Source organism: Gracilimonas mengyeensis, from assembly GCF_900182705.1.
Taxonomy (GTDB): Bacteria; Bacteroidota; Rhodothermia; order Balneolales; family Balneolaceae; genus Gracilimonas; species Gracilimonas mengyeensis.
Map to the genome: position 1 here is coordinate 426464 of NZ_FXTP01000002.1, position 23675 is coordinate 450138.

A 23675-nucleotide genomic window follows, 5' to 3' on the forward strand; every position below is an offset into this window, starting at 1 on the left:
TTTAGGTTTTAGGTTTTAGGTGCAAGGTGCAAGGTGTTAGGGAAAAAGCCCCTTATATAGTTATTACCTCGTTCCACACGTTCTGCGTTGGAACGATTAAGGCTTAGTCAAACTCATACCGAAGCTTTGTTTCCGTTTCTCCATTCTGGCGGATGGATATATCGATCGTGCCCTCCCCGTTACCATAGCCTTTGCGATATTCTTTTTTTAGGGGTGTGAGATCAAAAGTTTCTTCGGAGCGGAATACAGCACGACATGCTTCATTTTTATGCGTGATTATCGCATAGGCTTGTACCGGCAAGGATTCCATGAAATAGTTGTTGAAAACCAGGTTTAAATCATGAGGGCCGCAACCACTGTACGTGATTTTGATATAAAGCGAATCCCCGGCAATATTAGCTTCATCCAATTGGTACATGCCATCCGGCCATTCTGAACGGTCAAAATCCTCTTGCCGGGCCATAATGACTTCTTTTGTAGCATGTTTTGGCGCAAATCTAAACTCCCTTGTTGATTGACCTTCTTTACCAACAGTTATAAAAAGGCGGTTATCGTCAAAGTAAAATGGATTGGATTGATTAATCACTGCTTCACTAAAATCGAGAGGATGTCGTGGGCTTTGGCAAGCTATTTCTGTGCAAAAATATCCGGAAATAAATAGACGATTGGGAGGACTGATGCTGTAGTTTCCACCGCAGGAATTACAAAGAATACGTCCGCCAACTCCGCCACCAGCGCTAAAATTAAGCGTATACATGCTGTCAGATTCCGGCGCATACACGCCGTAGCCATTTTCTTCCACTGAGCGCAATTCCCAGTTTTTATTGATTAAAGCAGCTTTTAGTTCTTCCGGTGTCTTCGGATTTGTAGTAGACACACTATCACACGCGGTAGTTACAATCAGGGTTGACAGGATCAACCCAAAAAAGAAAAGTAAATGTATTTTCATGACTTCTCCTGAAGGTTAGATTAGGTTCTCTCTCTGCCTGTAATTAACAAAAATCTTTACAAAAAAAGAACGCCTTCCGTAATAAACAGAAGGCGTTCAAGAGCATAGCTCGAATTAAACAATTAGTTGCTACCGCGGAAACTTTCGGGCGGACCTAAATAGGTTTCACCTACCTCTCCGGTTTCAACTACAATTTTCTCCACCACTACGCCGGGATCCAGCATCCAGATTTTGAGCGTGTGTTTGCCGGCTTCATCAATGGTATGGGTAGTGCTTTTCACGTTGATGTAATTGGCTACTACTTGGTTCCAGTTGAAATTTTCATGGAGGTTTACAATTTGCGGTTCTTCGTCATCAATGGAAATGCCAAAGCGCAGTCCGGGATGATCCATATAATAGTCCAACGTAGGGGCCAGGTGAACGTTTACCGTCACTTCGCCTTCCGAGAACAAGTGCATATCATACTCCAAACGTGGACTATTTTCTGTGCCAGGAGTTTTTGAAGAAGCCGTAACCGGATGAGGGGTCATGGCAGACTTGGAGCGGCCCAGGCGCGGAACTTCAACCCACTGGATATCTCCCGCAGGTATTTGGCGCTGAAAATGGGCCGCCTCCATACTCACAAAACCATTGCTTTCCACAAAACCGCTTAGGTTTTCTTTTTGGGGTGATGCAGGATTGGAAGCTACAGCTTCTACTTCCACTGTTTCGCCATTTTCACTTTCAATAGTGATGGTTGCGGTGTGTGTTCCGGCAGGCACGGCGTCCCAATCTACATGAATCCAAAGTCGTTCCTGATCTTTAACTTCACCCGTCACGCCATCTACCTTCAGCCAGTTGGCATCGGATTCGGCGGTATAGTTGAATGAAGAACTTCCGCGGTTGAAGACCTCCAGGTAATAATCCTGTTGGTTGAACACGTCAAAGCCGGGCAGTTTAGCTTGTTTGCTTGACTGAGGCCACCAGTCAGAAGAACCGAGGACGGAAACTCCCATCTCTGCTTCTGTTGAGAGTTCAATAGTTTCTGTTTCGGGGATATTGTTGTTTGGCGGCTGTTGCCAGTAGGTATATCCGATATGCGTTTGTGACATAAAGTGATTCCATTTGCCATCCGCCAGGTCGGTGTGATACTCTTCCGTTAACAGCGAATCGCGGTCAAACAAATACTGCACACGTTCGGCCATTTCGTTGGTTTTTGCACGTCCTTGTGCTGCATACCATCGGTTTTTGGCGGTGGTTACATACAGTTCGTTGAGGTTGGCACTGGCTTTAACTGGAAACAGCACGAGCTGGTAGAAAGCATCTTTATGGCTTTCAGGGAGCGCATTGTATAGTTCTTCAGCCTCTTTAGCCAGTTTGTTGTAATCTTTTACGATACGTTCGGCTTCATTAAAATGAACGAGACTGTAGGTATTAGGGCTGAGGAGTTCGGGTTTGCGACGAGCATTATATCTGGTATACTCATTCAGCATGTGGGCAATTTGCTCACTGTATTCTTCGCCAAACTGGTAGGCAGACCACTCTCGGGGATATGCTTCCATTTTATCTACGGTCATTTCCTCGGGATCCCAGGCGTGATCCAGGAAGAAAGAAATAGGGAATTCCATGGGCTTCAAATCGCCTACGTTAACCAGCCACATACGGTCCATGCCGTGTTCCCAAACCAGGTTCATTTGCTCCCAGGTGCGAGAGATTTGACTGGTATTAATCCACTTATAATTTCGCGGTCCGCCCACGTAATCAAAGTGGTAATAAAGGCCCCAGCCGGCGGGATGCTCTTGTGCTTCAGAGCCGGGTTTTGGCATAAGGCGCACGTTGCCCCAATTGTCGTCGGCAGCCAGCAGCATCACCTCGTCAGGTACACGCATGCCCTGTTCGTAATAATCCTGGACCTCTTTATAGAGCGCCCAAAGCTGTACCTGTCGGTCTTTATTATTTGGGGATAGAGAATCAATAATTTCGCGCTGATCCCGTACAATGCGTTGCAATAGCTCCACATTGGTGTCTTCGCTCATGGCTTCGTCGCCATCGCCGCGCATGGCCAGCGAGATAGAGGCTTCATAATCCTTGAGTCGCTTAATGCCGGTGGCCCAGAATTCCCGCAAGGTCTCCGCATTGGTTTGATAATTCCATTCACCTTCCCCATAACGTTCCCATTCCACGTGGGCGCGAGCCATAGGTTCGTGGTGGGAAGTACCAATCACTACCCCATATTTATCAGCGGTTTGGGCGTTCAGGGGGTCATCATCATAAAAAGCCTTGCCCCACATGGCCGTCCAGATGTAATTGCCTTTTTGGCGGAGGATGAGCTCAAATACATCCCCGTAGAACTCGTGATTGAAACCTCCGTAGGTTTCATGTACCCAACCGTAGAGCGCAGGATTTTCATCATTCAAAAAGATACCTCGGTACTGCACTTTAGGCATATCTACCGTTTTACAACCGGCTACTACCGAAACGTTGTCTTTTTGTTCAATGGGAACGTCTGCCCACCAGTACCAGGGCGAAACGCCGATTTCTTTGGAAATCTCATAGATTCCGTAAATGGTTCCGCGTTTGTCACTACCGGCTATAACCAGCGCTTCATCAATACCAGGGAAGGGATTTTCGACTACCTGATGAAGATATGCTTCCCATTCGCCTTCAATCTCTGAAACGTCAATTTTGCCATCTTCAATTAAAGCATCAATTTCCGGGCTTTTTCCAATGGTCCCTGCCAGTACAAATTTGCTGTGAGGGAGTCCGGTTGACTGAAAGTGTACCGGGTTTTGAGAGACTTTCTGCAGATCAGACTGCAGGTCACCCATAGCACGTTGAGCACCGTCAAAGTCATTTTGTGAGATGTATAGGGGAACGGAGTTTCCATTCGAAATAATATCGAAGCACTTTTCAGCTGTATCTTGCGCGCTACCGTTTGCCGGCAACAACAAAACCGTTGCAAGGAAAAGGGCTGCAATTTTGAGGGTTGGTTTTAACATGATAGTAATAGTAGGTTTTGGTTGGTTTGAAATATTTGATGCTTCTTGCAGCAGTAATGTTCTATCCAAAAACAGTAAGGGGGCATTCTTTAAGGATTCTCGTAAATGCCTCAAAGGCTGAGTTCAGGTAAAGTGCTACACGAGGCATATATTCAATATTTTTGAACTTTAGATTCAAAGCGTTTCCATTGAAAAAACTGTTTTGGCATTTCGATATTCATTTAGTGTACAGATCCGATAGCTGAAAAAGAAACCAGCTCGGTGAAAGATATTTCCTTTGTCCAATGCGTGTGCATAAGTAATACAGAGTTTTTTTTGCCTGTACCGGTTGATCTACTGACTCCGTTGACATACAACTTCTTAGGCGGTAATAATTTTAATAGATGAAAATTTGAACAATTTTTTATCCCTGATAAAGAAGTATGAGCAAAAAATATAATGTAAAATTTGAAATCCTGTAAAAACGCCTTAAAAAAAGATCAAAGGAGTTTATTATGACTTTTAGGTACTATAATTCCTTGCCATTATAAGGAAAATTTGGTTACTTGTTTGCGCAATATGTGTGCAATATTTGCATCAATTTATATGCCTTGTTGGGGTCGTTGGAGTCTTTCCTAATCCGCAAGCATATCTGTCTGCTGCATTTTAGCAGGTTTAACTAATATTATTTTTTAGCTGTTTAATTTTACGTTTATGGTGAAAATGGATTGTTTGCGCGGGATGATGTTATTATCGATGGTAGCGCTTTTCATTAATGCTGCTGGTTTCCAACAGACTCAAGCTCAAATCGCAGAAGGCAAGTCGAAGTGGCTTGGTAGTGCCTATGCTGATGACCAGGAAGAACGATTCCTTAATTACTGGAACCAGATAACGCCCGAGAATTCTGGAAAATGGGGTAGTGTGGAAGGGTCTCGGGATCAATATAACTGGACGCAGTTAGATGAAGCATACAACCGCGCTATTGGTAACAGCCTGCCTTTCCGTTTTCATGTGCTGGTATGGGGAAGGCAACAGCCACAATGGGTTCGGGATTTGCCGCAGGACGAACAACTTGAAGAGCTGAGGGAATGGTTTGAAGCAGTGGCAGAACGATATCCGGAAATCGATTACCTGGAAGTGGTGAACGAACCGATCAACGACCCCCCTACTACCACCGGAGCCAATGCCAATGATGAGGGCAGCGGTGGCTATTACGAAGCTTTGGGTGGATCTGGTGAAACCGGTTGGGACTGGGTGATCAACGCTTTTCAAATGGCCCGGGATATTTTTCCTTCTTCAGTGAAATTGATGATTAATGAATACGGGATTGTGAGCAGCTCAAGCCGGGTGCAACAGTATCTTGGTATTGTGAATCTTCTTAAAGAACGAGGCCTGATTGATGGCATAGGGGCTCAGGCACATGCTTTCAGTAATGGCGGTTCTAGTGAGTCGAGCACATCGCCCAATACCATGCGCAACAATTTAAACACTCTGGGAGAATCCGGCTTACCCCTGCAAATTACAGAACTGGATATAGACGGCGACCCCAATGGAAGTGATGACGAATCCGATGAGTTGCAGCTGGAACGTTACCAGCGCATATTTCCTGTATTTTGGGAGCACCCAAAGGTGGAAGGAGTCACTCTTTGGGGATGGTTGCCGGGAATGTGGCGTTCTCCTCAAGAAGCGTACATTTTCAATGGTCGTCCTCGCCCCGCAATGGAATGGTTGCAAGACTATGTAGATACAGCGAATGTTGAGGTTAATGTATCGCTCGAGGAACCGGGCTTTGAGCTTCCCAGGGGCTATGCTTTACATCAAAATTATCCAAACCCGTTCAATCCTAGTACCGAAATCTCTTATCAGCTACCAGTGGCATCATCGGTTTCCATTGTTGTATATGATCTCACGGGCCGGAAAATAAAAACCTTGCTGAACAGTCAGCAATCATCTGGTAGTCACAGTGTGACTTTTAATGCTAACGGTATGCCAACCGGTGTATACTTTTATGAAATAAAAGCCGGAGCATTCAGGCAGGTAAAAAGAATGACACTTATTAAATAGCTTTCTATGGTGGAATAAATAATTATCAACAACAAAACAACTATTCAACATAATTATATAGGAGTATTATGCGAAGATTAACGATACCATTATTAAAAGATATTGCGAGGCCCTTATTTCAAGGGGCTATGTTGCTGCTACTGGCGGGAGCGCTTGTGAGTGCGCAAGCACAATCGCAGGTAGTAGTAAATGATAACGGAGGTTTTGAAGATGCAGATGTTACCGTTGGTGAAGATACCGTAGGTGTAACGGGCTGGACATTTGAGCTGCAAGGTGATGCCGATGCAAACTTTATTATCACCGATCAAGGTGTGCATTCTGGTGAGCGTGCTCTTGGTGTGGTTGTAAATGGTTTAGGCAGCAGTGCCTGGCATATTCAAGCTATTAATGAGCCCTTTGAAGTGTCATCTGAAAAAGAATATACATTTTCGGTTTGGCTGAAATCTACTTCTGCCGGTTCTGCGGTGGACATCACTGCGGGGAACCCAGATTTCGACGAGTTTGGCCGAAGCAGTGTGGAAGTAGGTACTGAGTGGGCTGAATATACCTTCACCTTTACCCCACCAGCTGGTGATACGGTAGGGCGTGCTCCAATACATTTTAATTTTGCAGATAATGAAGGTGATACCTTGTGGGTGGATGATCTGAGCATCTCCTATCCGAAAATTGTGGGAGAACCTCTGATTGTTGAAGCCGAGTCAGGTGATCTTGGCAGTGAATGGGCTACGGAAACGGATGACGAAGATTCCAGTACTTATGTGACCATCACAACAGATTACAATGAAACATCCGGAATGGCTGATTATCCCGGTGTAAACCGAACAATATCTTATGATGTCACTTTCCCTGATACCGGCAGCTACGACCTTTTTGCTCGTATTTATATTGGAGATGACACCTTTAATGACGATAGCTGGTTTGTTCCTGTACGTTTTGGAGAACTCAACCCTGATAGTGCCAGCCATTGGCAGGTAAGCAATGGGCTTGCCAGTGCAGGTTTTAATTCTCCAGAAGAGGTAGTTCGTGAAGCCGGTGGACTGGGAGAAGGTACCTGGAAATGGGTTAATCTGACTAAAAACGCTTATCAGAGTACCACGGCCGACACTTTTATGATCAGTGATCCCGATAGCCTGATGCGTACATTCCAGGTTGGTGCCCGGGAAAACGGTTTTAGAATTGATAAGATCGCCTTTGGACTTACTGACTATTATTACACCGTTGAGAATTTAAATAATGGTGAAGTTGGTTCTCCAACTCCTCCGGATGAAGAACCTCCGGTAGAAATGGACCCTATTGCCGAAGGCAAAGAAAAATGGTTGGGTAATATTTACAGTTCAGCTCAGATTGACGGTTTTACCAATTATTGGAATCAGGTTACTGCTGAAAATGCCGGCAAATGGGGCAGTGTAGAAGGTACAAGAGATCAAATGAACTGGGGACCGTTAGATGCAGCTTACGACCTGGCCAAAGAAAATGGCTATCCCTATCGGTTCCACGTACTGATTTGGGGTGGACAGCAACCAGGTTGGATCAACGACCTGAGCACCGAAGAGCAACGGGAAGAGATAGAAGAGTGGATGGATGCAGTAGCTGAACGCTACCCGGACATGGACTATGTAGAAGTAGTTAATGAGGGCTCTAACGGACACCAGTTACCTGACGGGCAGAGTGGTGATGCCAATTACATTGAGGCACTTGGGGGTACTGGTGAAACCGGCCACGATTGGATTATCGAATCCTTCAGAATGGCTCGTGAGCGTTTCCCCGATGCAAAACTGATGATTAACGATTACGGGATTGTAGGTAATACCAGCGCCACACGTAATTACATCGATATCATTGAAGACTTACAGGCCGAGGGATTGATTGATGTGATTGGCGTGCAATCGCATGCTTTCTCAACCAGAGGCTCTGCCAATGGAATGAGAACAACATTAAACATGCTTGCTAACACCGGTTTACCCATACAATCAACGGAAATGGACATTGATGGCGATCCGGGGGGATCTCAATCTCAATCTGACCAGGCTCAGCTGGAAGATATACAGCGTATCTTCCCGGTATTTTGGGAGCATCCTGCTGTAATGGGAGTGACTCTTTGGGGCTGGCGTCCGGGACTTTGGAGAACGGATCAGGATGCCTTCCTGGTACGTAATAACGGAGATGAACGTCCTGCCCTGGAATGGTTGCGGAATTATGTAGATAGCGCTGAGGTAGAATTCGCGGTATCTATCGAAGAAGAATTGGCGGGTGACATGCCGGATGAATTCCAGTTGCGTCAGAACTATCCAAACCCTTTCAACCCGACAACTCAAATTATGTATGATGTGCCGGCTGCATCCGAGGTGTCCCTCAAGGTGTATGATATTACCGGTCGACTGATTCAAACATTGGTAAGTGGGCGAAAATCTGCTGGAACACATACCGTACAGTTTGACGCAGGTAACTTGTCTTCCGGTGTATATCTGTATCGCCTCGAAACAGGTTCACATGCACAAGTTAAACGGATGATGCTTATCAAGTAGAAATATTCATCAATATTTCATGCACATATATTATGATGAACATAGCATCCATATATGATATTAGCCGCTTAAAGTGGCTGTAAATTATAAAAAGCCCGCTTTAAGAGATTAAAGCGGGCTTTCTTTTAAAAGATCTATAAATCAGATTTCACAATTATGAAAAGCTTTATACCAGCGTTCAGGATTACAAAGAAAAGTATACCATGGTTGAATATGATTTTCCTTATGGGATTGATTATCGTCACACCGGTACAAGCTCAGGAGTTTTCGGTCAACAATAAAGAGTATTTTGAGAAGCAAGGGGCCAACGTACTGGTATTTAGCAACTGGTACGATGGCAATTTCAGTGATTCGAAAATGAGTGGAATTGAAATCATCCATCACGGGGAACGCACGGCTACCAATGGGGATGTGCGTATCCATCATACCCCTGAACAATGGGATGCCATTCCCTCTTTTGTGGAGCGAAATGTGGATGCAGAAAACGGTGTGATAGAAGCGTGGCTTGAATACCCCGATTATGACTTTGAGTATAAAATACGTGCTGAAGCCAAAGAAGATGGAATTGCGCTGAGTGTACATGTTGATGAGGCCGTGCCTGATGAATTGGAAGGACGTGTAGGATTCAATTTTGAGTTCTTGCCCCCGGCTTATTTTGAAAAAACGTATTACATGGATCAGCAGACCGGCGTATTTCCCCTGTATCCTACCGGTCCTATGAATATTAATGAACAGGGAGAAACAGAACCTACTCCCTTAGTTAAAGGAAAGAAATTAGTACTGGCGCCTAACGATCCCACAAAAAGGGTCACCATTACGTCAGGTATAAGTGAGCTGATGCTTTTTGATGGCCGCGCTAAAGCCCAGAATGGATGGTTTGTAGTGCGTAGCCTTATTCCCGCGGGTGAAACCGGTAAAGTGGTCGACTGGTTTTTGGAAGTAAATAACCTGCCAAACTGGATGCGTACGCCGGTAATTACCCATTCGCAAGTAGGTTATCATCCTTCTCAAACCAAACAAGCGGTGATAGAGCTGGATGCCAATGATGAACCCCTTGAAAAAGTATCGCTGTTTAAAGTTCAAGCTTCGGGGGATAAGAAGGAAGTGCACGCGGCCACTCCGAAAGAATGGGGCATGTATCAGCGCTATAACTATTTGCAGTATGATTTTTCTGAGGTTACAGAACCAGGTATTTATGTGATTAAGTATGGGGAGCAGGAAAGCGATCCCTTTCAAATTGGAGAAAATGTGTTCGAAAAGGCCTGGCATCCAACCTTGGACATCTTTTTTCCGGTACAAATGGACCACATGTTTGTAGAAGAGGCTTACCGCGTGTGGCACGGAGCTTCTCACCTGGATGATGCCCTGCAGGCACCTGTAAACCACGAACACTTCGATTTATACGCCCAGGGCCCCACAACGGATACCGATTATGAGCCCGGCGAACATATCCCCGGATTGAATTACGGGGGCTGGTATGATGCAGGCGATTATGACATCCGTACCCAAACCCAATATTACGTAGTACAAAACATGGCGGGTTTGTGGAATGAGTTTGCCCCGCAACGCGACAATACTACCGTTGAGCACGAAAACAAATACGTGAAAATGCACTCCCCGGACGGCATTCCAGACTTGCAGCAGCAAATAAAACACGGCACCTTGGCTTTGTTGGCTCAATGGAGAGCAGTTGACCATGCCATTCCCGGAATTGTATCTGCCCATCTTCATCAATACACTCATTTGGGGGACGGTGTAACTAAAACGGATGGCTTAATCTATAATCCCGAAATGGATAGCCTGGAAAGTGATGGCACCTACAGCGGGAGATTCGACGATCGCTGGGCCTTTACGACAGAAACCACAGCCCTGAATTATGGCTCTGCCGCGGCTTTAGCTGCAGCGAGTGTCGCTTTGCAGGGTTATGATGATGAGCTGGCCAGCGAAGCACTGGAAACAGCTAAGATGGCGTGGAACCGGGAGCAAAACCGTGATGAACCCAAAGATTTTCGTCATGGTAACACCACCGGAGGCAATATTTGGGGAGAAGAGCTGAAAGCAACAGTAGAATTACTAATTGCCAACGAAGAGCAGAAATACGCGGACAGGGTTAAAGAAATGCTCCCGGAAATTGAGGAACGCTTTATGTTTACAGCAGCCTTGGCTGTAAGGGCCTATCCTTTTATGGATGATGAATACAAAGCCACAATTGATGAGCTGGTAAGTGAATATTGCGCAAACCTGAAGCAGTTTGCCGGTGTAAATCCATTTGGTGTACCGATTACGGAAGGAGGCTGGGCCGGCAACGGTACCATTGTAAACTTTGCCCTCAGCAATTACCAGGTGTATAAGGCTTTTCCAGATCAGCTTGATGAAAATTGTGTGTTTAAAGCTTTGCATTATCTATTTGGCACCCATCCTGACTCCAATATCTCATTTGTGTCGGGCGTGGGAGCAAAATCCAAGAAAGTAGCTTATGGCATGAACCGGGCCGACTATTCTTTCATTGCCGGGGGTATCGTGCCGGGCGTGCTTATTCTGCCACCCGATTTTCCTGAAAACAAAGAAAACTGGCCGTTTCTTTGGGGTGAAAACGAATACGTGATTAGCGTAGGGGCCAGCTATATGTATCTGGTACATGCGGTTAACAAGATGTTGGAGGAGAAATAGAAGTTGGGTATGTAAATATGCAGAAACATATTGATATTTAAGTGTAGATAAGTGTCGTCTATTTATAACCCTCCAAGGAGTCAGAACCCTTGGAGGGTTTTCTTTTGCAAGATAAAGCCTTGTACAAACCTGTCAGATCTTAAGGCAGTATAGCTGAAATTAGTTCAGTAGCTCAAAGACCTGACAGGTTTTTATCTCCTAAAATCAAAAATTCCAAGCCACTTTATTACAAATCCTATATATTCAATTCAATTGATTAATAGTCTTAACCCAACCTGATCATGAAAAAAATCGCTTTTATAGTACTTGGATTATTTGTTTTTGCTTCCACTTCAACGATGGCCCAGAAATTTGATGGCCTGGCAGAAACGCCGCCCATGGGATGGAACAGCTGGAACGAGTTTGGCTGTAATGTTGATGAGGACCTCATTAAAGAAACCGCCGACGCTATGGTAGAATCCGGTATGAAAGAAGCCGGTTACGAATATGTAAACATTGATGATTGTTGGCATGGTGAACGGGACGAAGATGGAAACATCACCGTAGATAAAGAAAAATTTCCCTCTGGGATGAAAGCACTGGCTGATTATGTACATTCCAAAGGCTTGAAGCTGGGTATTTACTCTGATGCGGGCTACACCACATGTGCGGGCTACCCCGGAAGCAGGGGCTATGAATATCAGGATGCACAAACCTATGCTGAATGGGGCATTGATTACCTCAAGTACGACTGGTGCGATACCGAGGGCTTAGCCGCAGAAGGAGCTTATATGACGATGAGGGATGCATTGGCAGCTGCAGGAAATCCGGTAGTATTTAGTATTTGTGAATGGGGTACAGCACATCCGTGGGAATGGGCGGATGACGTAGGCCATGCTTGGAGAATTTCAGGTGACATCTATCCCTGCTTTGATTGTGAGTACAAGCACGAAGGCGGTTGGAGCTCATGGGGCGTCACCAAAATTATTGATATGCGCAAGGATCAGGAAATTAGACAGTATTCAGGTCCCGGACACTGGAATGATTACGATATGATGGAAGTGGGCAACGGAATGAAAGCCGGTGAAGACCGTGCTCATTTTGCAATGTGGGCGATGCTGAATTCACCACTGATTGCCGGTAACGATATCCGTGATATGAGCGATCAAACCCGAAAAATCCTTACTAATGAGGAAGTGATTGCTGTCAATCAAGATCCGGAAGGCGTTGAAGCATGGCGTTATACGGTGATGGATAGCACCGGAGTTTGGGTAAAGCCACTGGCCGATGGCGATATAGCAGTAGCATTCCTGAACCGAAGCCAGGAAGATCATGAGATTAATTTTACGTGGACCAATCACGTATTTGGTGATCCCCATTTTGACTACAGTTTTGATTTTACCGAGACAGAATATTTAGTGAGAGATTTGTGGTCTGGAAAGAACATTGGTTCAACACAAAAGTCCACAAGGTTTACAGTGCCCGGACATGATTTAAACATTTATCGTCTCATAAAGCAATGACAACTACTTTAGGAGGAAGTGGGCTGCCTTTGAGTTGAAAGTATATTTACGTACCTTTTGCACGTTTTAGAAGAGGGGCGTTAGGGCCTCCATTCACTCAAATTAAAGCGAAATTATAGCTCAACTTTATGGATTTATTTGACAAGCTTGAAAACCGGCCAAGTCCGTTGGGACCTTTTACCTCTGAAGGATACGGGTACTACACGTTCCCAAGACTTGAAGGACCGCTGGGCCCGGAAATGAAATTTAACGGGAAGGACATGGTTGTTTGGAGTATCAACGACTACCTGGGGATTGGCAGTAACCCGGACATTAAAAAAGTAGATGTTGAAGCTACCGAAAAATACAGCTTGAGCGCCCCCATGGGAGCCCGCCTTATGACGGGTAATTCTACCGAGCACGAAAAACTGGAAGAAGAACTGGCAGCCTTTGTTCATAAAGAAAAAGCACAATTGTTGAATTACGGCTACCAGGGAATCATGAGTACCATTCATGCACTGGTAGATCGCAATGACTTTCTTATTTACGACGAGCTTAGCCATGCATGTATTGTAGATGGCAAGCAGTTGGCTATGGCGGATAAATCCGTTTTTAAACACAACGATATTGAAAGCTTCAAAAAGCAGCTTTTCCGTGCCGCCGATAAAATGAAGGACAAAGAAAACGGCTCTATCTTAGTTGTGACGGAAGGTGTTTTCGGGATGACCGGAGACCTTGGTATCCTCAAAGAAATTATTGAACTGAAAAAAGAAGTGCCTTTCCGTTTGTTGGTAGATGATGCCCACGGTATTGGTACGATGGGAGAAGATGGTTCCGGTACCGGAACGCACTTAGGCGTACAGGATGGCATTGATATTTACTTTGGTACCTTTGCCAAGTCTTTTGCACTCATTGGAGCCTTTATCGCTTCAGAACCCCGTGTAATTGAGTTTTTGAAGGCGAATTCCAGAAGTCAGGTATTTGCTAAATCACTGCCTATGCCTATGGCCGTGACGGCACGTGAGCGCCTGAAGCTCATCAAACAACATCCCGAATGGAGAGAGCAGCTTTGGAATAACACGCTGAAATTACGTGAAGGTCTGCGAGAAATAGGCTACACCGTACTGCCATCAGAAAGCCCGGTTACCCCGGTATTGACTAAAGGCAGCACCGATCTCTGCCAGGATATCATGCGTAAGCTGCGTGAAGAGCATGGTGTATTTGTAAGTGGTGTGGCTTACCCGGTAGTACCTCGTGGTACGGTATTGATTCGCCTCATTCCAACGGCGGCCCACACCGATGCCCATATCGAGAAAACATTAAAAGCTTTTGCTGCTATCCAGGATTTTGTGGCAGAAGCGGCCAACAAACTGAGCGCCTGATAAACCTGCTTAGTTTTAGCACTTTATTAAAAGCCTGCCTGAGCAATCGGGCAGGCTTTACTATTTGAGCCAAAAATGTATTTTGTTAGAGAGGCAAAACTTAGAAAATGAAACGATCTGAAAATATAAATCAGGAAGTAGTAAATAACATCACCCGCTTTGGGGGTGATTTGGATGAAGAGCGCCCGGTTGATTTCTTCCTCTATTTTCCAAGTGAATACGCAGCCGTGCAGGTTGAAGTAGAACTCATAAACCTTCGTTTTTACACAGAGGTGCGGTATGATGAGCTTACGGAGGATTGGGGATTGTTTGCCAATAAGAAAATGAATGTGACAACCGAACGCCTGGAAGATATTGGCAACTGGATGGAGCAACTGGCAAACAAGTATGGCGGACAGTACGACGGCTGGGGAACCGTGATTTAAGCACCTTTTAAGGCGGTTATAAATACATTTGGGTTGGATTTAGCAAACGTATTTCAGTACTATTCAGTAAACCTAATAACAGAGAGGAGGTTGATTATGAAATACACAAAACAGCTAATCTTATTAATTTTTGGCACTCTGCTTTTCGTTTCCTGCGACAATCATTTCCCTGGTGAAAGCCGTGACTTTAAGATTGGAGAGGAGTTTGACTTGAGAGTAGGGCAACTTGCCGAAACAAACGGTGCATCTATCACCATACAGTTCATGGAAATATTGGAAGACAGCAGGTGTCCGGCCTCTCTGATGTGTTTCTGGGCCGGAAACGCTAAAGTAAGTATGAAGATTGCTGAAGGAAATAGTGAGCGAATGCTGGAATTGAACACGCATCCAGATATGAAGCAATCAGAAATCTTTCAGGGATATAAATTGCAGTTGATTGCCTTAAACCCGTACCCCCAAAAACAATATCCATCCATTCCAAAAGAGGATTATAGAGCTACCTTGCGGGTGGATTTAGTGGATTGATCAGGTGAAAAGGTATGTTCGGGCAGTGCGTTATTATTCCTTATATTCGATGTCACGAAATTTGAAAAGATATATAAAATAAAAGCTTAGAAACGCTACTGCATGAATATCTACGCCATCATTATTTTGGCAACCATTGCCATTGATTTTATCCTGGATATCACGTCCAACTACCTGAACCTCAAATCTCTGTCTAAAGAACTGCCCCAAGAATTCAAGGATGTATATGATGAGGACACCTATGCTAAATCACAGGAATACACCAAGGTTCGTACTAAATTTGGATTCATAACTGGGGGCTTTAATCTGTTATTAGTACTTGGTTTCTGGTTTTCAGGCGGATTTAACTGGCTTGATCAAATAGTACGCGCCTGGGGTTTTGGCGAACTGGTGACCGGCTTATTGTATATCGGTGTGCTGCTACTTGCCAAAACGGTTATCACACTGCCATTCAGTATCTATTCCACATTTGTAATTGAGGAGCGTTTTGGATTCAATAAAACTACCCCAAAAACTTTTGTGATGGATTTGTTGAAGGGCTTTGGGCTAAGTTTGGTGATCGGAACACCGCTGCTTGCTGGAATCTTATGGTTTTTTATGTACGCCGGGGAATTTGCCTGGTTGTATGCCTGGGGCGTAGTAACTGCTTTTACCTTGGTGATGCAATATGTGGCCCCCACCTGGATTATGCCGCTGTTCAATAAATTTACTCCGCTGGAAGAAGGAGAACTGCGGACGGCTATTGAAAACTATACCGATAAAGTAGACTTTTCGATTACAGGATTATTTGTTATTGACGGCTCCAGGCGTTCGAGTAAATCCAATGCCTTTTTTACCGGTTTTGGCAAAAACAAGCGGGTAGCCCTATACGATACCTTAATTGAAAATCACACCAATAATGAACTGGTGGCAGTATTGGCGCATGAAATTGGTCATTACAAAAAAAAGCATATCATCAAAGGGATGATAACAAGTGTGGCTCAGACTGGTGTGATGTTCTTCCTGTTGTCGATATTTTTAAATGCGGAAGGCTTGTTTGATGCATTTTATATGGAGCAGATGTCGGTATATGCAGGGCTTATTTTCTTCGGGATGTTGTATGCTCCCATTGATATGATTCTCTCTGTATTCATGCAGGTTCTGTCAAGAAAACATGAATTTGAGGCCGATGCTTTTGCAGCTCAAACTACAGGCCAGCCAGAGGATATGGTGTCTACGCTGAAGAAACTTTCCAAGGATAACTTGTCGAACCTGACACCACATTGGTTTTACGTGTGGCTTAATTACTCTCATCCGCCGGTACTGGAACGCATCAGGGAAATAAGAAATCAATAGGGAAGCATGGTCTCTTAAGTCATAATGCTTTCGTTGATCTCAGCGATAGGAAAGGATAGCTCAAATACCGTTCCGGGCTGCTCTTTTCTGGATTGATATTTATAGTCAGCTTCCAATTGTTGTGTTAGGCTTTCTATCAACTCAAGCCCCAAAGAAGCTTCGCTTATTTCGTCTTTTTCCTGTGAAATACCATGACCATTATCGGTAATTTGTAGGGACAGGTAGTTATTTTTTTGCTGTAGCCGGATACTGATCTTACCCGTCTCTTTCCTTGTAAAAGCATGCTTCATTGCGTTGGTGATTACTTCATTAAGAATCAGGCTGCAGGGCAGAGCTTGATTGATATTCAGCTGAACGGATTCCAGTTCAAATTCAATAGAAACATTGGTATTGGTTTCCATTGTATCCTGAACGGTTTGTACCAGTTTTCTGAGGCCTTCATCAAAAGACAGATTTGAGAAGCTATGAGATTGGTACAGTAGTTCGTGGACATTAGCCATGGATTTAATACGCAATGTGCTGTCCAGTAATTTCTTCTGTACTTCTTCATCAGGCTCTTTGAAGGATTGCATCTGAAGCATTCCTGATATTACCGCCATGTTATTTTTCACACGGTGATGAATTTCAGCCAACATCGTTTCTTTTTCTTCAAGTGAACGTTCCAGCTGTTCCTGATGCGTTATAAGATGCTTCCTGAGGTCTTTCTGAGATTCAATAGTGCGCTGCAGGCCACTGAATAACATCGGCATAAAAATGACGGCAACTACACTCAACAAAATGGAATTGGCTGAAATAGCTATCCATGAGGCTACCTGATAACTATCACGTAAAGGATATTCGGCTATATTGTAATGGATCAACATACCCTGCAAAGCACAAATCGCCACATTAATAACGATAGTGAACACGCCGGCCCTGGTGGGTAAAATCAGCATAGCAAATACGGTGGCGCCAAACAGGTAAGTGAGCCCTGCTCCATGTTCTCCCATGTAGAATATCAAAATAGTTGCGGCAGCATATACAAGAGCTACAAACAAATACTTGCGTGTAGTTATGCTGAAACCACTGTAAAGTGATACTAAGGAAATGGCAATAGCAATGCAGGTGTAGGCTATGCTAAGCGACTGTAAATCAAGTGCATAAACAATCAGTAGGGAAGGTACCAACACTAACAGTGATAAAGGCAAAAGGTAAATGATAATCGTAGCGAAAAGTTTATTACGCCAGTAGTCTAGTCCATCGCTGGGGTTAAAAGAACCCAGACAATTTTTACGGACTGTTAGTTTATATTTTTTCCAGGGATTTTGCATAGTCGCCTCTATCTGAAAGTATCTGATGCCAAAATAATTCGACTTTTCTTAAAATTTTTAATTCCCACTAAACTATTTAGTGGAGTGGCCAATGACAAAAAGGATCTGTAGTAATATGATCAACCTTCATGAGCACAAATATGGCATCTAATTGCCAACTATATTTAAAGAGATCAGACAAAATCATTTGAAGAATGGAACGTCATTTTACATGGATACACTGTATTTTAAGCCCACTCACTCAACGAAAATTAATTAGTTAAAATCGATTATGTCCTCACTACCAACTAAGAATATTGAAACCATTGCAATTCATGGAAGCATGAAGCAGGAGCCCGGTGAAAACGAACCTTTAGTTCCGGGTATTGAGCTTTCCACCATCTATGAGCATCGAAAAGAGGGGCAGCAGGATGGCGACTGGAAGTACACCCGGATTTCTAATCCAAACCGCGTACAACTGGAAAATGTGCTAAAGGATCTGGAAGGAGGAGATGCGTGTGCAGCTTTTTCCTCAGGGATCGCAGCTATCTCTTCTGTATTTCAAACGCTGGAAGCAGGCAGTCATTTGCTGTTACCTGAAGATGTATATTTTGGAACCCGCAAGCTGGTTTGGGAGTTTGCGGAACGATGGAACCTGGAAGCAGACTTTATCGATATGACCGATCTGGAGGTTATTAAGTCTTCCATCAAGGAAAACACCAAAATGCTTTGGTTGGAAACACCCTCCAATCCCCGCCTATTGATTACTGACGTGGTGGAAGTAAGTAAATTGGCCCATAAAAATGGCGCTATTGCTGCAGTGGATAGCACGTGGCCAACCCCCTACAACATGCGTCCCTTAGAGCTTGGAGCAGATATAGTTGTACATTCTACCACCAAATACCTGGGTGGACACAGCGATATTTTGGGCGGTGCGGTAATCACAAAAGAGAATAATGAGCTGTTCGAGAAAATACGAACCATTCAGGTGATACAGGGGGCTGCTCCCTCTCCACAGGACTGCTGGCTGCTGAGTCGCAGTATCCGCTCGTTTCCATATCGCATGCGGGCTCACAACGAAAACGCCCGTAAAGTGGCCGATTTCCTGGTTAATCACCCCAAAATTATGAAAGTATATTATCCCGGATTGGAATCTCATCCCGGCCATGAAATTGCAAAAGAGCAGATGAAGGATTTTGGCGGCATGATTTCCTTCCTGATTGATGGTACCAAAGAAGATGCCATCGCTGTTGCCTCTTCTTCAAAAGTAATTACAGCAGCTACCAGTTTGGGAGGCATTGAAAGCATTTGGGAACATCGAAAATCATCAGAAGGCGAAGAATCTAAAACCCCGGATAACCTCATTCGCCTGAGTGTAGGCCTGGAACACCCCGATGATCTCATCGCAGATATAGAACAGGCGTTGGGATAAAAATTTTGTGATAAGCACTCATTGCAATTTACCCCTTAAGTAATATCTCCTTTTAGAGTATCAACGGAGCTTCCCCCGACAAGCCTGTCGGGGGATTGAGGGGTGGGTTAGATGGTGGATTCGAGTGATTAACTTAATTCAGCTTCTCTCCCAATTGGGCATGTGATTCTTTTCGTCAGAAAATATATTAACAACCTGTCGCAGGCGTCCCGCTTGTGACATCCGTTGTGCAGGGAAAGAATTAAATTTTATCTCACTCTTGATTCTGGGAAATTCATGTCGTACCATTAATCGTATAATTACGATATACGATTATGGCAATTACAAAAGCACAATTATTTAACGACAAACAGGTGAAGGCCGCAGAATTTGCCAAGGCACTGGCGCATCCCGCGCGGATCGCCATCCTGGAAATCCTGGCACGGCGCAACACCTGTATTTGCGGAGATATCACCGAGGAACTGCCGCTGGCGCAATCTACCGTATCACAGCATTTAAAAGCGTTGAAATCGGCCGGTATCATCAAAGGCGAAGTAGAAGGCGTACGTACCTGCTACTGCCTGGATGAGGAAAACCTGGAAGAGCTGAAAGCGGTGATGGGGACGTTGTTTACGAATCTATCAACCCAAAACCCAAGCTGCTGCTGAACTGTGATTCATGTGATATGGATGTTGTGCTGTGATGGATTTTTAGACTAAGGTATTAGGAAGAACATCATCATAGTAAATCAAAAAAATCATCCTAATTATCACAGTTAGACAGAAGCTTAAGTGAGAGCCATATCGATTTTCAAATCCCAAAGGGATGAAATGAGAATAGCCCCCGACTTTAGTCGGGGAAAAACGAAACCATTAGAAAAAACCTCCGCCCGGATGGTATAGATGGCTCATTGGCGATCGGAGGTTGGGCAATAATGTTTAACTGTGATGATGGTGATAAAGATGATGTACCGTGATGAATTTGATGGGTTTGATTACGAAGAATCATCACAGCGCATCACAAGAATCACGTCCATCACAGTCAAAACCGGTACTTGGTAAAGGAAGGTAAATTTGAATTAATCTTAGAAAGGAAACATGGAAACGAAAAAGAAATCTGCTGAAGAACTCAAAGAAACCGTTCGCAAAAAATATGCTGAAATAAGTGAGCAGGGTAAGGATTACAATGCCCGTTCCTGCTGTGGAGCCGGAGGAGAGTCTACCAAAGTGTACAACATAATGACCGATGACTATGGCGAAGTAGAAGGCTACAATGCCGATGCAGACCTCGGGCTTGGTTGCGGTCTGCCTACCCAGTTTGCCAAAATAAAAAAGGGTGATTATGTGATTGATTTAGGCTCCGGGGCCGGCAACGATTGCTTTGTAGCTCGCCACGAAACCGGCGCCGAAGGCAAAGTGCTGGGCATTGATTTTACCGAATCGATGATTGCCAAAGCACGTAAAAATGCAGACAAGCTGGGCTTCAATAATGTGGAATTTCGTTACGGCGATATTGAAGACATGCCTGTGTCCGACGATGTAGCTGACGTGGTGGTGAGTAACTGCGTGCTGAACCTGGTACCGGATAAACCAAAGGTTTTCTCGGAAATTTTTCGGGTGTTAAAGCCGGGTGGTCATTTTAGCATTTCCGATATCGTGCTGGAAGGAGAGTTGCCTGAAGCCTTACGCGAAGATGCCGAGATGTATGCCGGATGCGTGGCAGGAGCCATTCAGAAAGAAGTGTACCTGGATCATATTAAAGAAGCAGGTTTCGAAAACATCACCATCCAAAAGGAAAAGCCTATTGAGATCCCTGAAGACATTCTGTCTAAGTATTTGGATGAGGATGAGATTGCTGGTTTTAATGAAGGCGGACCGGGAATCTATAGCATCACCGTATTTGCACAGAAGGCCGGTGGTGAGGAGAAGTCGTCATCCCAAAAAGAAATGGTGACCATGCTGGGCGGGCAGGCTAATGCATGCGAGCCGGGCTCGGGGTGTTGCTAAATCGATCACTGATTGCACTGATTCCACTGATTGTGGGATTGCACGGATTATTATGAAGTGTTGGCGTTTTCCATGTAGTTTCAAAATCTGAAGTGTGGTAATGACTAAAAGAATCCCGAAGGGATGTAATATGAATAGCCCCCGACTTCAGTCGGGGGTAGAATGGTGCCCCAAAGTAAACCACCGCCCGCATGGGATGGATGGCTCGTTGGTGATCGGAGGTTGGGCAAAATGTTAACTGTGATAATTGTGATAAAGATGATATACCGTGATAAATCTCATGGAGCCTAAATGTATAGAATCATCATAGCGCATCACAAACATCACACCCATCACTGTTAAAACCTGAAATAAATAAGTAGAACACTGTATGTACCCAAAACTGAAAACTTACATAAACGAAATAGAATCAACATTCGATTCTATTCCATCTTCACGACGCGAAGAACTTGAAGAAGTGGCGACCTACATCAAATCCAAAAAGGAACAAGGGGAAACGGCGCAGCTTAACTTTATTTGCACGCATAACAGTCGCCGGAGTCATTTGGCGCAAATATGGACGGCCACGGCCGCACATGTTTACGGCCTGAATGATTTAGAAAGCTATTCAGGCGGAACGGAGGCCACGGCTTTCAACCCACGTGCAGTGGCGGCGCTGGAGCGGGCGGGTTTTGAGGTGGAAAATCCTGGCGGAGAAAACCCGGGGTATAAAGTGCGATGTAGCGAAAATGAAGCCCCGATGGTGTGCTTCTCCAAAAAGTTCGACCATCCCATCAACCCGAAAAAACAGTTTGCAGCTATAATGACCTGCTCGGATGCCGACGAAAACTGTCCGTTTGTGCCCGGAGCTGAATTTCGAAAGCCTGTAACCTACCGGGATCCAAAGGAATCGGATGGGACGGCGCAGGAAGCGGAAACCTATGACGAGCGTTGCCGGCAGATTGCGGCAGAGATGTTTTATATGATTCGACAAGCAGCACAGTAACACAAAAAAATTTACATCTATTAATCGCAAAAATACGATAAAATGAATACCTCAACTTTTATACACACGCTTATATCAAACAGTAACAAGGAGCTCTATTTCACCCTGCCTGATGGATCGAGAATTGCGGGTGACTTACACATCACGGAGATTCAAAATCACCAGGTGGACTCGGTGGATTGTGGTGGCAACATGCACGCTTACCAGGAAACCGTGGTGCAGTTGTGGATTAATGAACGCAGCGGTAAAACGGCTGAGTGGACCACCGACAAGGCTATAAAAATCATTGACATTGTAGGAAAGAAGATTGAATATATTGATGATGCTGAACTGTTTATCGAGTTTGGAGATTCGGCTCACCCTACCATGAAATATTCGGTGAAGGAAGTAGAAGCCGATACCGGCGTGGTGAACATCCACCTAAACGTTAAACCGACGGTTTGCAAGCCCAGCTTAACACAAACAACCAAAGCGGGGGCCTGCTGTTAAGATGGCAAACTCAGAAAAGCGTATGGATTTCTTCGAGCGCTTCCTCACTGTGTGGGTTTTGCTCTGTATTGCAATAGGAATTGGCGTAGGCTGGCTGGCCGGCGACTCTATACAAGTTATCAGTGATTGGGAAATTTACCGTGTTAATATTCCGGTGGCTATATTGATTTGGCTGATGATTTATCCAATGATGTTGCAGGTCGATTTCGCCTCGCTCAAAGAAATCGGGAAATCCCCGAAAGGCGTAGTGTGGACAGTGATCATCAACTGGGCCATTAAGCCATTTACCATGGCGTTTTTTGCATGGATCTTTTTTGACAAGCTGTATGCGGCCTGGTTAAGTCCGGAGCTGGCAGACCAATACATTGCCGGCGCTATTTTGCTTGGGGCAGCGCCTTGTACGGCCATGGTATTTGTGTGGTCGTACCTATCGGATGGCGACCCCAATTACACGCTGGTGCAGGTATCAGTGAATGATATCCTGATTCTAATTCTATTCATTCCTATTGTGGGATTGCTGTTGGGCATCACCGATATCAGTATTCCATGGGAAACGCTGGCGGCTTCTGTTATCGTATTTGTGGTGATCCCGTTGGTAGCCGGCTATCTGACGCACAAAATTGCGATCAGCCGCAAAGGGAAGGAGTGGTACACCGGTACCTTTCTGCCCAGATTTAAACCGCTATCTGTTTCAGCATTATTGGTTACGCTGGTGCTGCTTTTTGCGTATCAAGGTGAACGCATTATCGCGCAACCTGTAGATATTTTGTTGATTGCTGTGCCCCTGCTCATCCAAACCTATTTTATTTTTGTGATTGCGTGGTATGGCGGTAAATGGATCGGGCTACCTTATCAGGTATGCGCTCCGGGATCCATGATTGGGGCCAGTAATTTCTTTGAGCTGGCCGTAGCCGTGGCCATCGCTTTATTTGGGCTGCAATCGGGTGCCGCTTTGGTAACGGTAGTAGGCGTTTTGATTGAGGTGCCAGTGATGCTCTCACTGGTTCGCTTTGCAAATAGGAGTCGGGCGGGTTATTGAGGAAAAGAAGGAGTCGGAAATTCAGTACTTAGGATTCATAAGCTGGTCATGAAAACCCTCCAGGGGTTCAGAACCCTGGGAGGGTTTATAACAGCAAATGGTTTACCCAACCATAATGCTATTACTCTGTTCTACCTGTTATA

The 23675-nt window shown here is 44.8% G+C and carries 17 protein-coding genes; 14 read left to right on the top strand and 3 right to left on the bottom strand.

All coding sequences use genetic code 11. From position 1 onward, the window contains the following. Window positions 1-103 precede the first annotated feature (103 nt). Together FN815_RS04135 and FN815_RS04140 are read right to left on the bottom strand one after the other, a co-directional pair. Window positions 104-949 (bottom strand): META domain-containing protein, encoded by an 846-nt coding sequence (locus FN815_RS04135; RefSeq protein WP_142453344.1) that lies wholly within the window; start codon window positions 947-949, stop codon window positions 104-106. Window positions 950-1071: 122 nt separating this feature from the next. Then, window positions 1072-3927 (bottom strand): glycosyl hydrolase 115 family protein, encoded by a 2856-nt coding sequence (locus FN815_RS04140; protein ID WP_142453345.1) that lies wholly within the window; start codon window positions 3925-3927, stop codon window positions 1072-1074. A gap of 720 nt (window positions 3928-4647) precedes the next feature. Here FN815_RS04140 and FN815_RS04145 point away from each other — a divergent pair. The 8 genes from FN815_RS04145 to FN815_RS04180 all read left to right on the top strand — a co-directional run bounded on the left by FN815_RS04145 (window position 4648) and on the right by FN815_RS04180 (window position 16313). Continuing rightward, window positions 4648-5970 carry a T9SS type A sorting domain-containing protein gene (locus FN815_RS04145; RefSeq protein WP_185957154.1) on the top strand — a complete coding sequence of 441 codons (1323 nt, stop codon included), beginning with the start codon at window positions 4648-4650 and terminating at the stop codon, window positions 5968-5970. Window positions 5971-6038: 68 nt separating this feature from the next. Further along, window positions 6039-8495, top strand: a complete 2457-nt coding sequence (locus tag FN815_RS04150) for an endo-1,4-beta-xylanase (protein ID WP_142453346.1) — start codon at window positions 6039-6041, stop codon at window positions 8493-8495. 213 nt (window positions 8496-8708) lie between these two features. Then, window positions 8709-11165 carry a glycoside hydrolase family 9 protein gene (locus FN815_RS04155; RefSeq protein WP_142453437.1) on the top strand — a complete coding sequence of 819 codons (2457 nt, stop codon included), beginning with the start codon at window positions 8709-8711 and terminating at the stop codon, window positions 11163-11165. Window positions 11166-11446: 281 nt separating this feature from the next. Next, complete coding sequence (locus tag FN815_RS04160; protein ID WP_142453347.1) at window positions 11447-12667, top strand: glycoside hydrolase family 27 protein; 1221 nt, start codon at window positions 11447-11449, stop codon at window positions 12665-12667. A gap of 128 nt (window positions 12668-12795) precedes the next feature. Then, window positions 12796-14028 (top strand): aminotransferase class I/II-fold pyridoxal phosphate-dependent enzyme, encoded by a 1233-nt coding sequence (locus tag FN815_RS04165; protein ID WP_142453348.1) that lies wholly within the window; start codon window positions 12796-12798, stop codon window positions 14026-14028. A gap of 107 nt (window positions 14029-14135) precedes the next feature. After that, window positions 14136-14453: a ribonuclease E inhibitor RraB gene (locus FN815_RS04170; protein ID WP_142453349.1), complete on the top strand. Its 318-nt coding sequence runs from the start codon at window positions 14136-14138 to the stop codon at window positions 14451-14453. Between the two features lie 96 nt (window positions 14454-14549). Next, a complete protein-coding gene (locus FN815_RS04175) occupies window positions 14550-14978 on the top strand; it encodes a hypothetical protein (RefSeq protein WP_142453350.1) in 429 nt (142 codons plus the stop codon). 102 nt (window positions 14979-15080) lie between these two features. Continuing rightward, complete coding sequence (locus tag FN815_RS04180) at window positions 15081-16313, top strand: M48 family metallopeptidase (protein WP_142453351.1); 1233 nt, start codon at window positions 15081-15083, stop codon at window positions 16311-16313. A gap of 14 nt (window positions 16314-16327) precedes the next feature. On the opposite strand, the gene FN815_RS04185 is transcribed toward FN815_RS04180, so the two are convergent. Next, a complete protein-coding gene (locus FN815_RS04185; protein WP_142453352.1) occupies window positions 16328-17623 on the bottom strand; it encodes a sensor histidine kinase in 1296 nt (431 codons plus the stop codon). A 271-nt stretch (window positions 17624-17894) separates the two neighbouring features. Between FN815_RS04185 and FN815_RS04190 the strand changes: the two genes are divergently transcribed. The 6 genes from FN815_RS04190 (at window position 17895) to arsB (ending at window position 23532) form a co-directional block, all read left to right on the top strand. Beyond that, window positions 17895-19034: a trans-sulfuration enzyme family protein gene (locus tag FN815_RS04190; RefSeq protein WP_142453353.1), complete on the top strand. Its 1140-nt coding sequence runs from the start codon at window positions 17895-17897 to the stop codon at window positions 19032-19034. A 314-nt stretch (window positions 19035-19348) separates the two neighbouring features. Continuing rightward, a complete protein-coding gene (locus FN815_RS04195; RefSeq protein WP_142453354.1) occupies window positions 19349-19681 on the top strand; it encodes an ArsR/SmtB family transcription factor in 333 nt (110 codons plus the stop codon). 429 nt (window positions 19682-20110) lie between these two features. After that, complete coding sequence (locus FN815_RS04200) at window positions 20111-21019, top strand: arsenite methyltransferase (protein WP_142453355.1); 909 nt, start codon at window positions 20111-20113, stop codon at window positions 21017-21019. 370 nt (window positions 21020-21389) lie between these two features. Beyond that, window positions 21390-22004: a low molecular weight phosphatase family protein gene (locus tag FN815_RS04205; protein ID WP_142453356.1), complete on the top strand. Its 615-nt coding sequence runs from the start codon at window positions 21390-21392 to the stop codon at window positions 22002-22004. Window positions 22005-22046: 42 nt separating this feature from the next. After that, window positions 22047-22493 (top strand): DUF6428 family protein, encoded by a 447-nt coding sequence (locus FN815_RS04210; protein WP_142453357.1) that lies wholly within the window; start codon window positions 22047-22049, stop codon window positions 22491-22493. Between the two features lies 1 nt (window position 22494). Next, complete coding sequence (gene arsB / locus FN815_RS04215) at window positions 22495-23532, top strand: ACR3 family arsenite efflux transporter (protein WP_142453358.1); 1038 nt, start codon at window positions 22495-22497, stop codon at window positions 23530-23532. The last annotated feature ends 143 nt before the right edge of the window (window positions 23533-23675 follow it).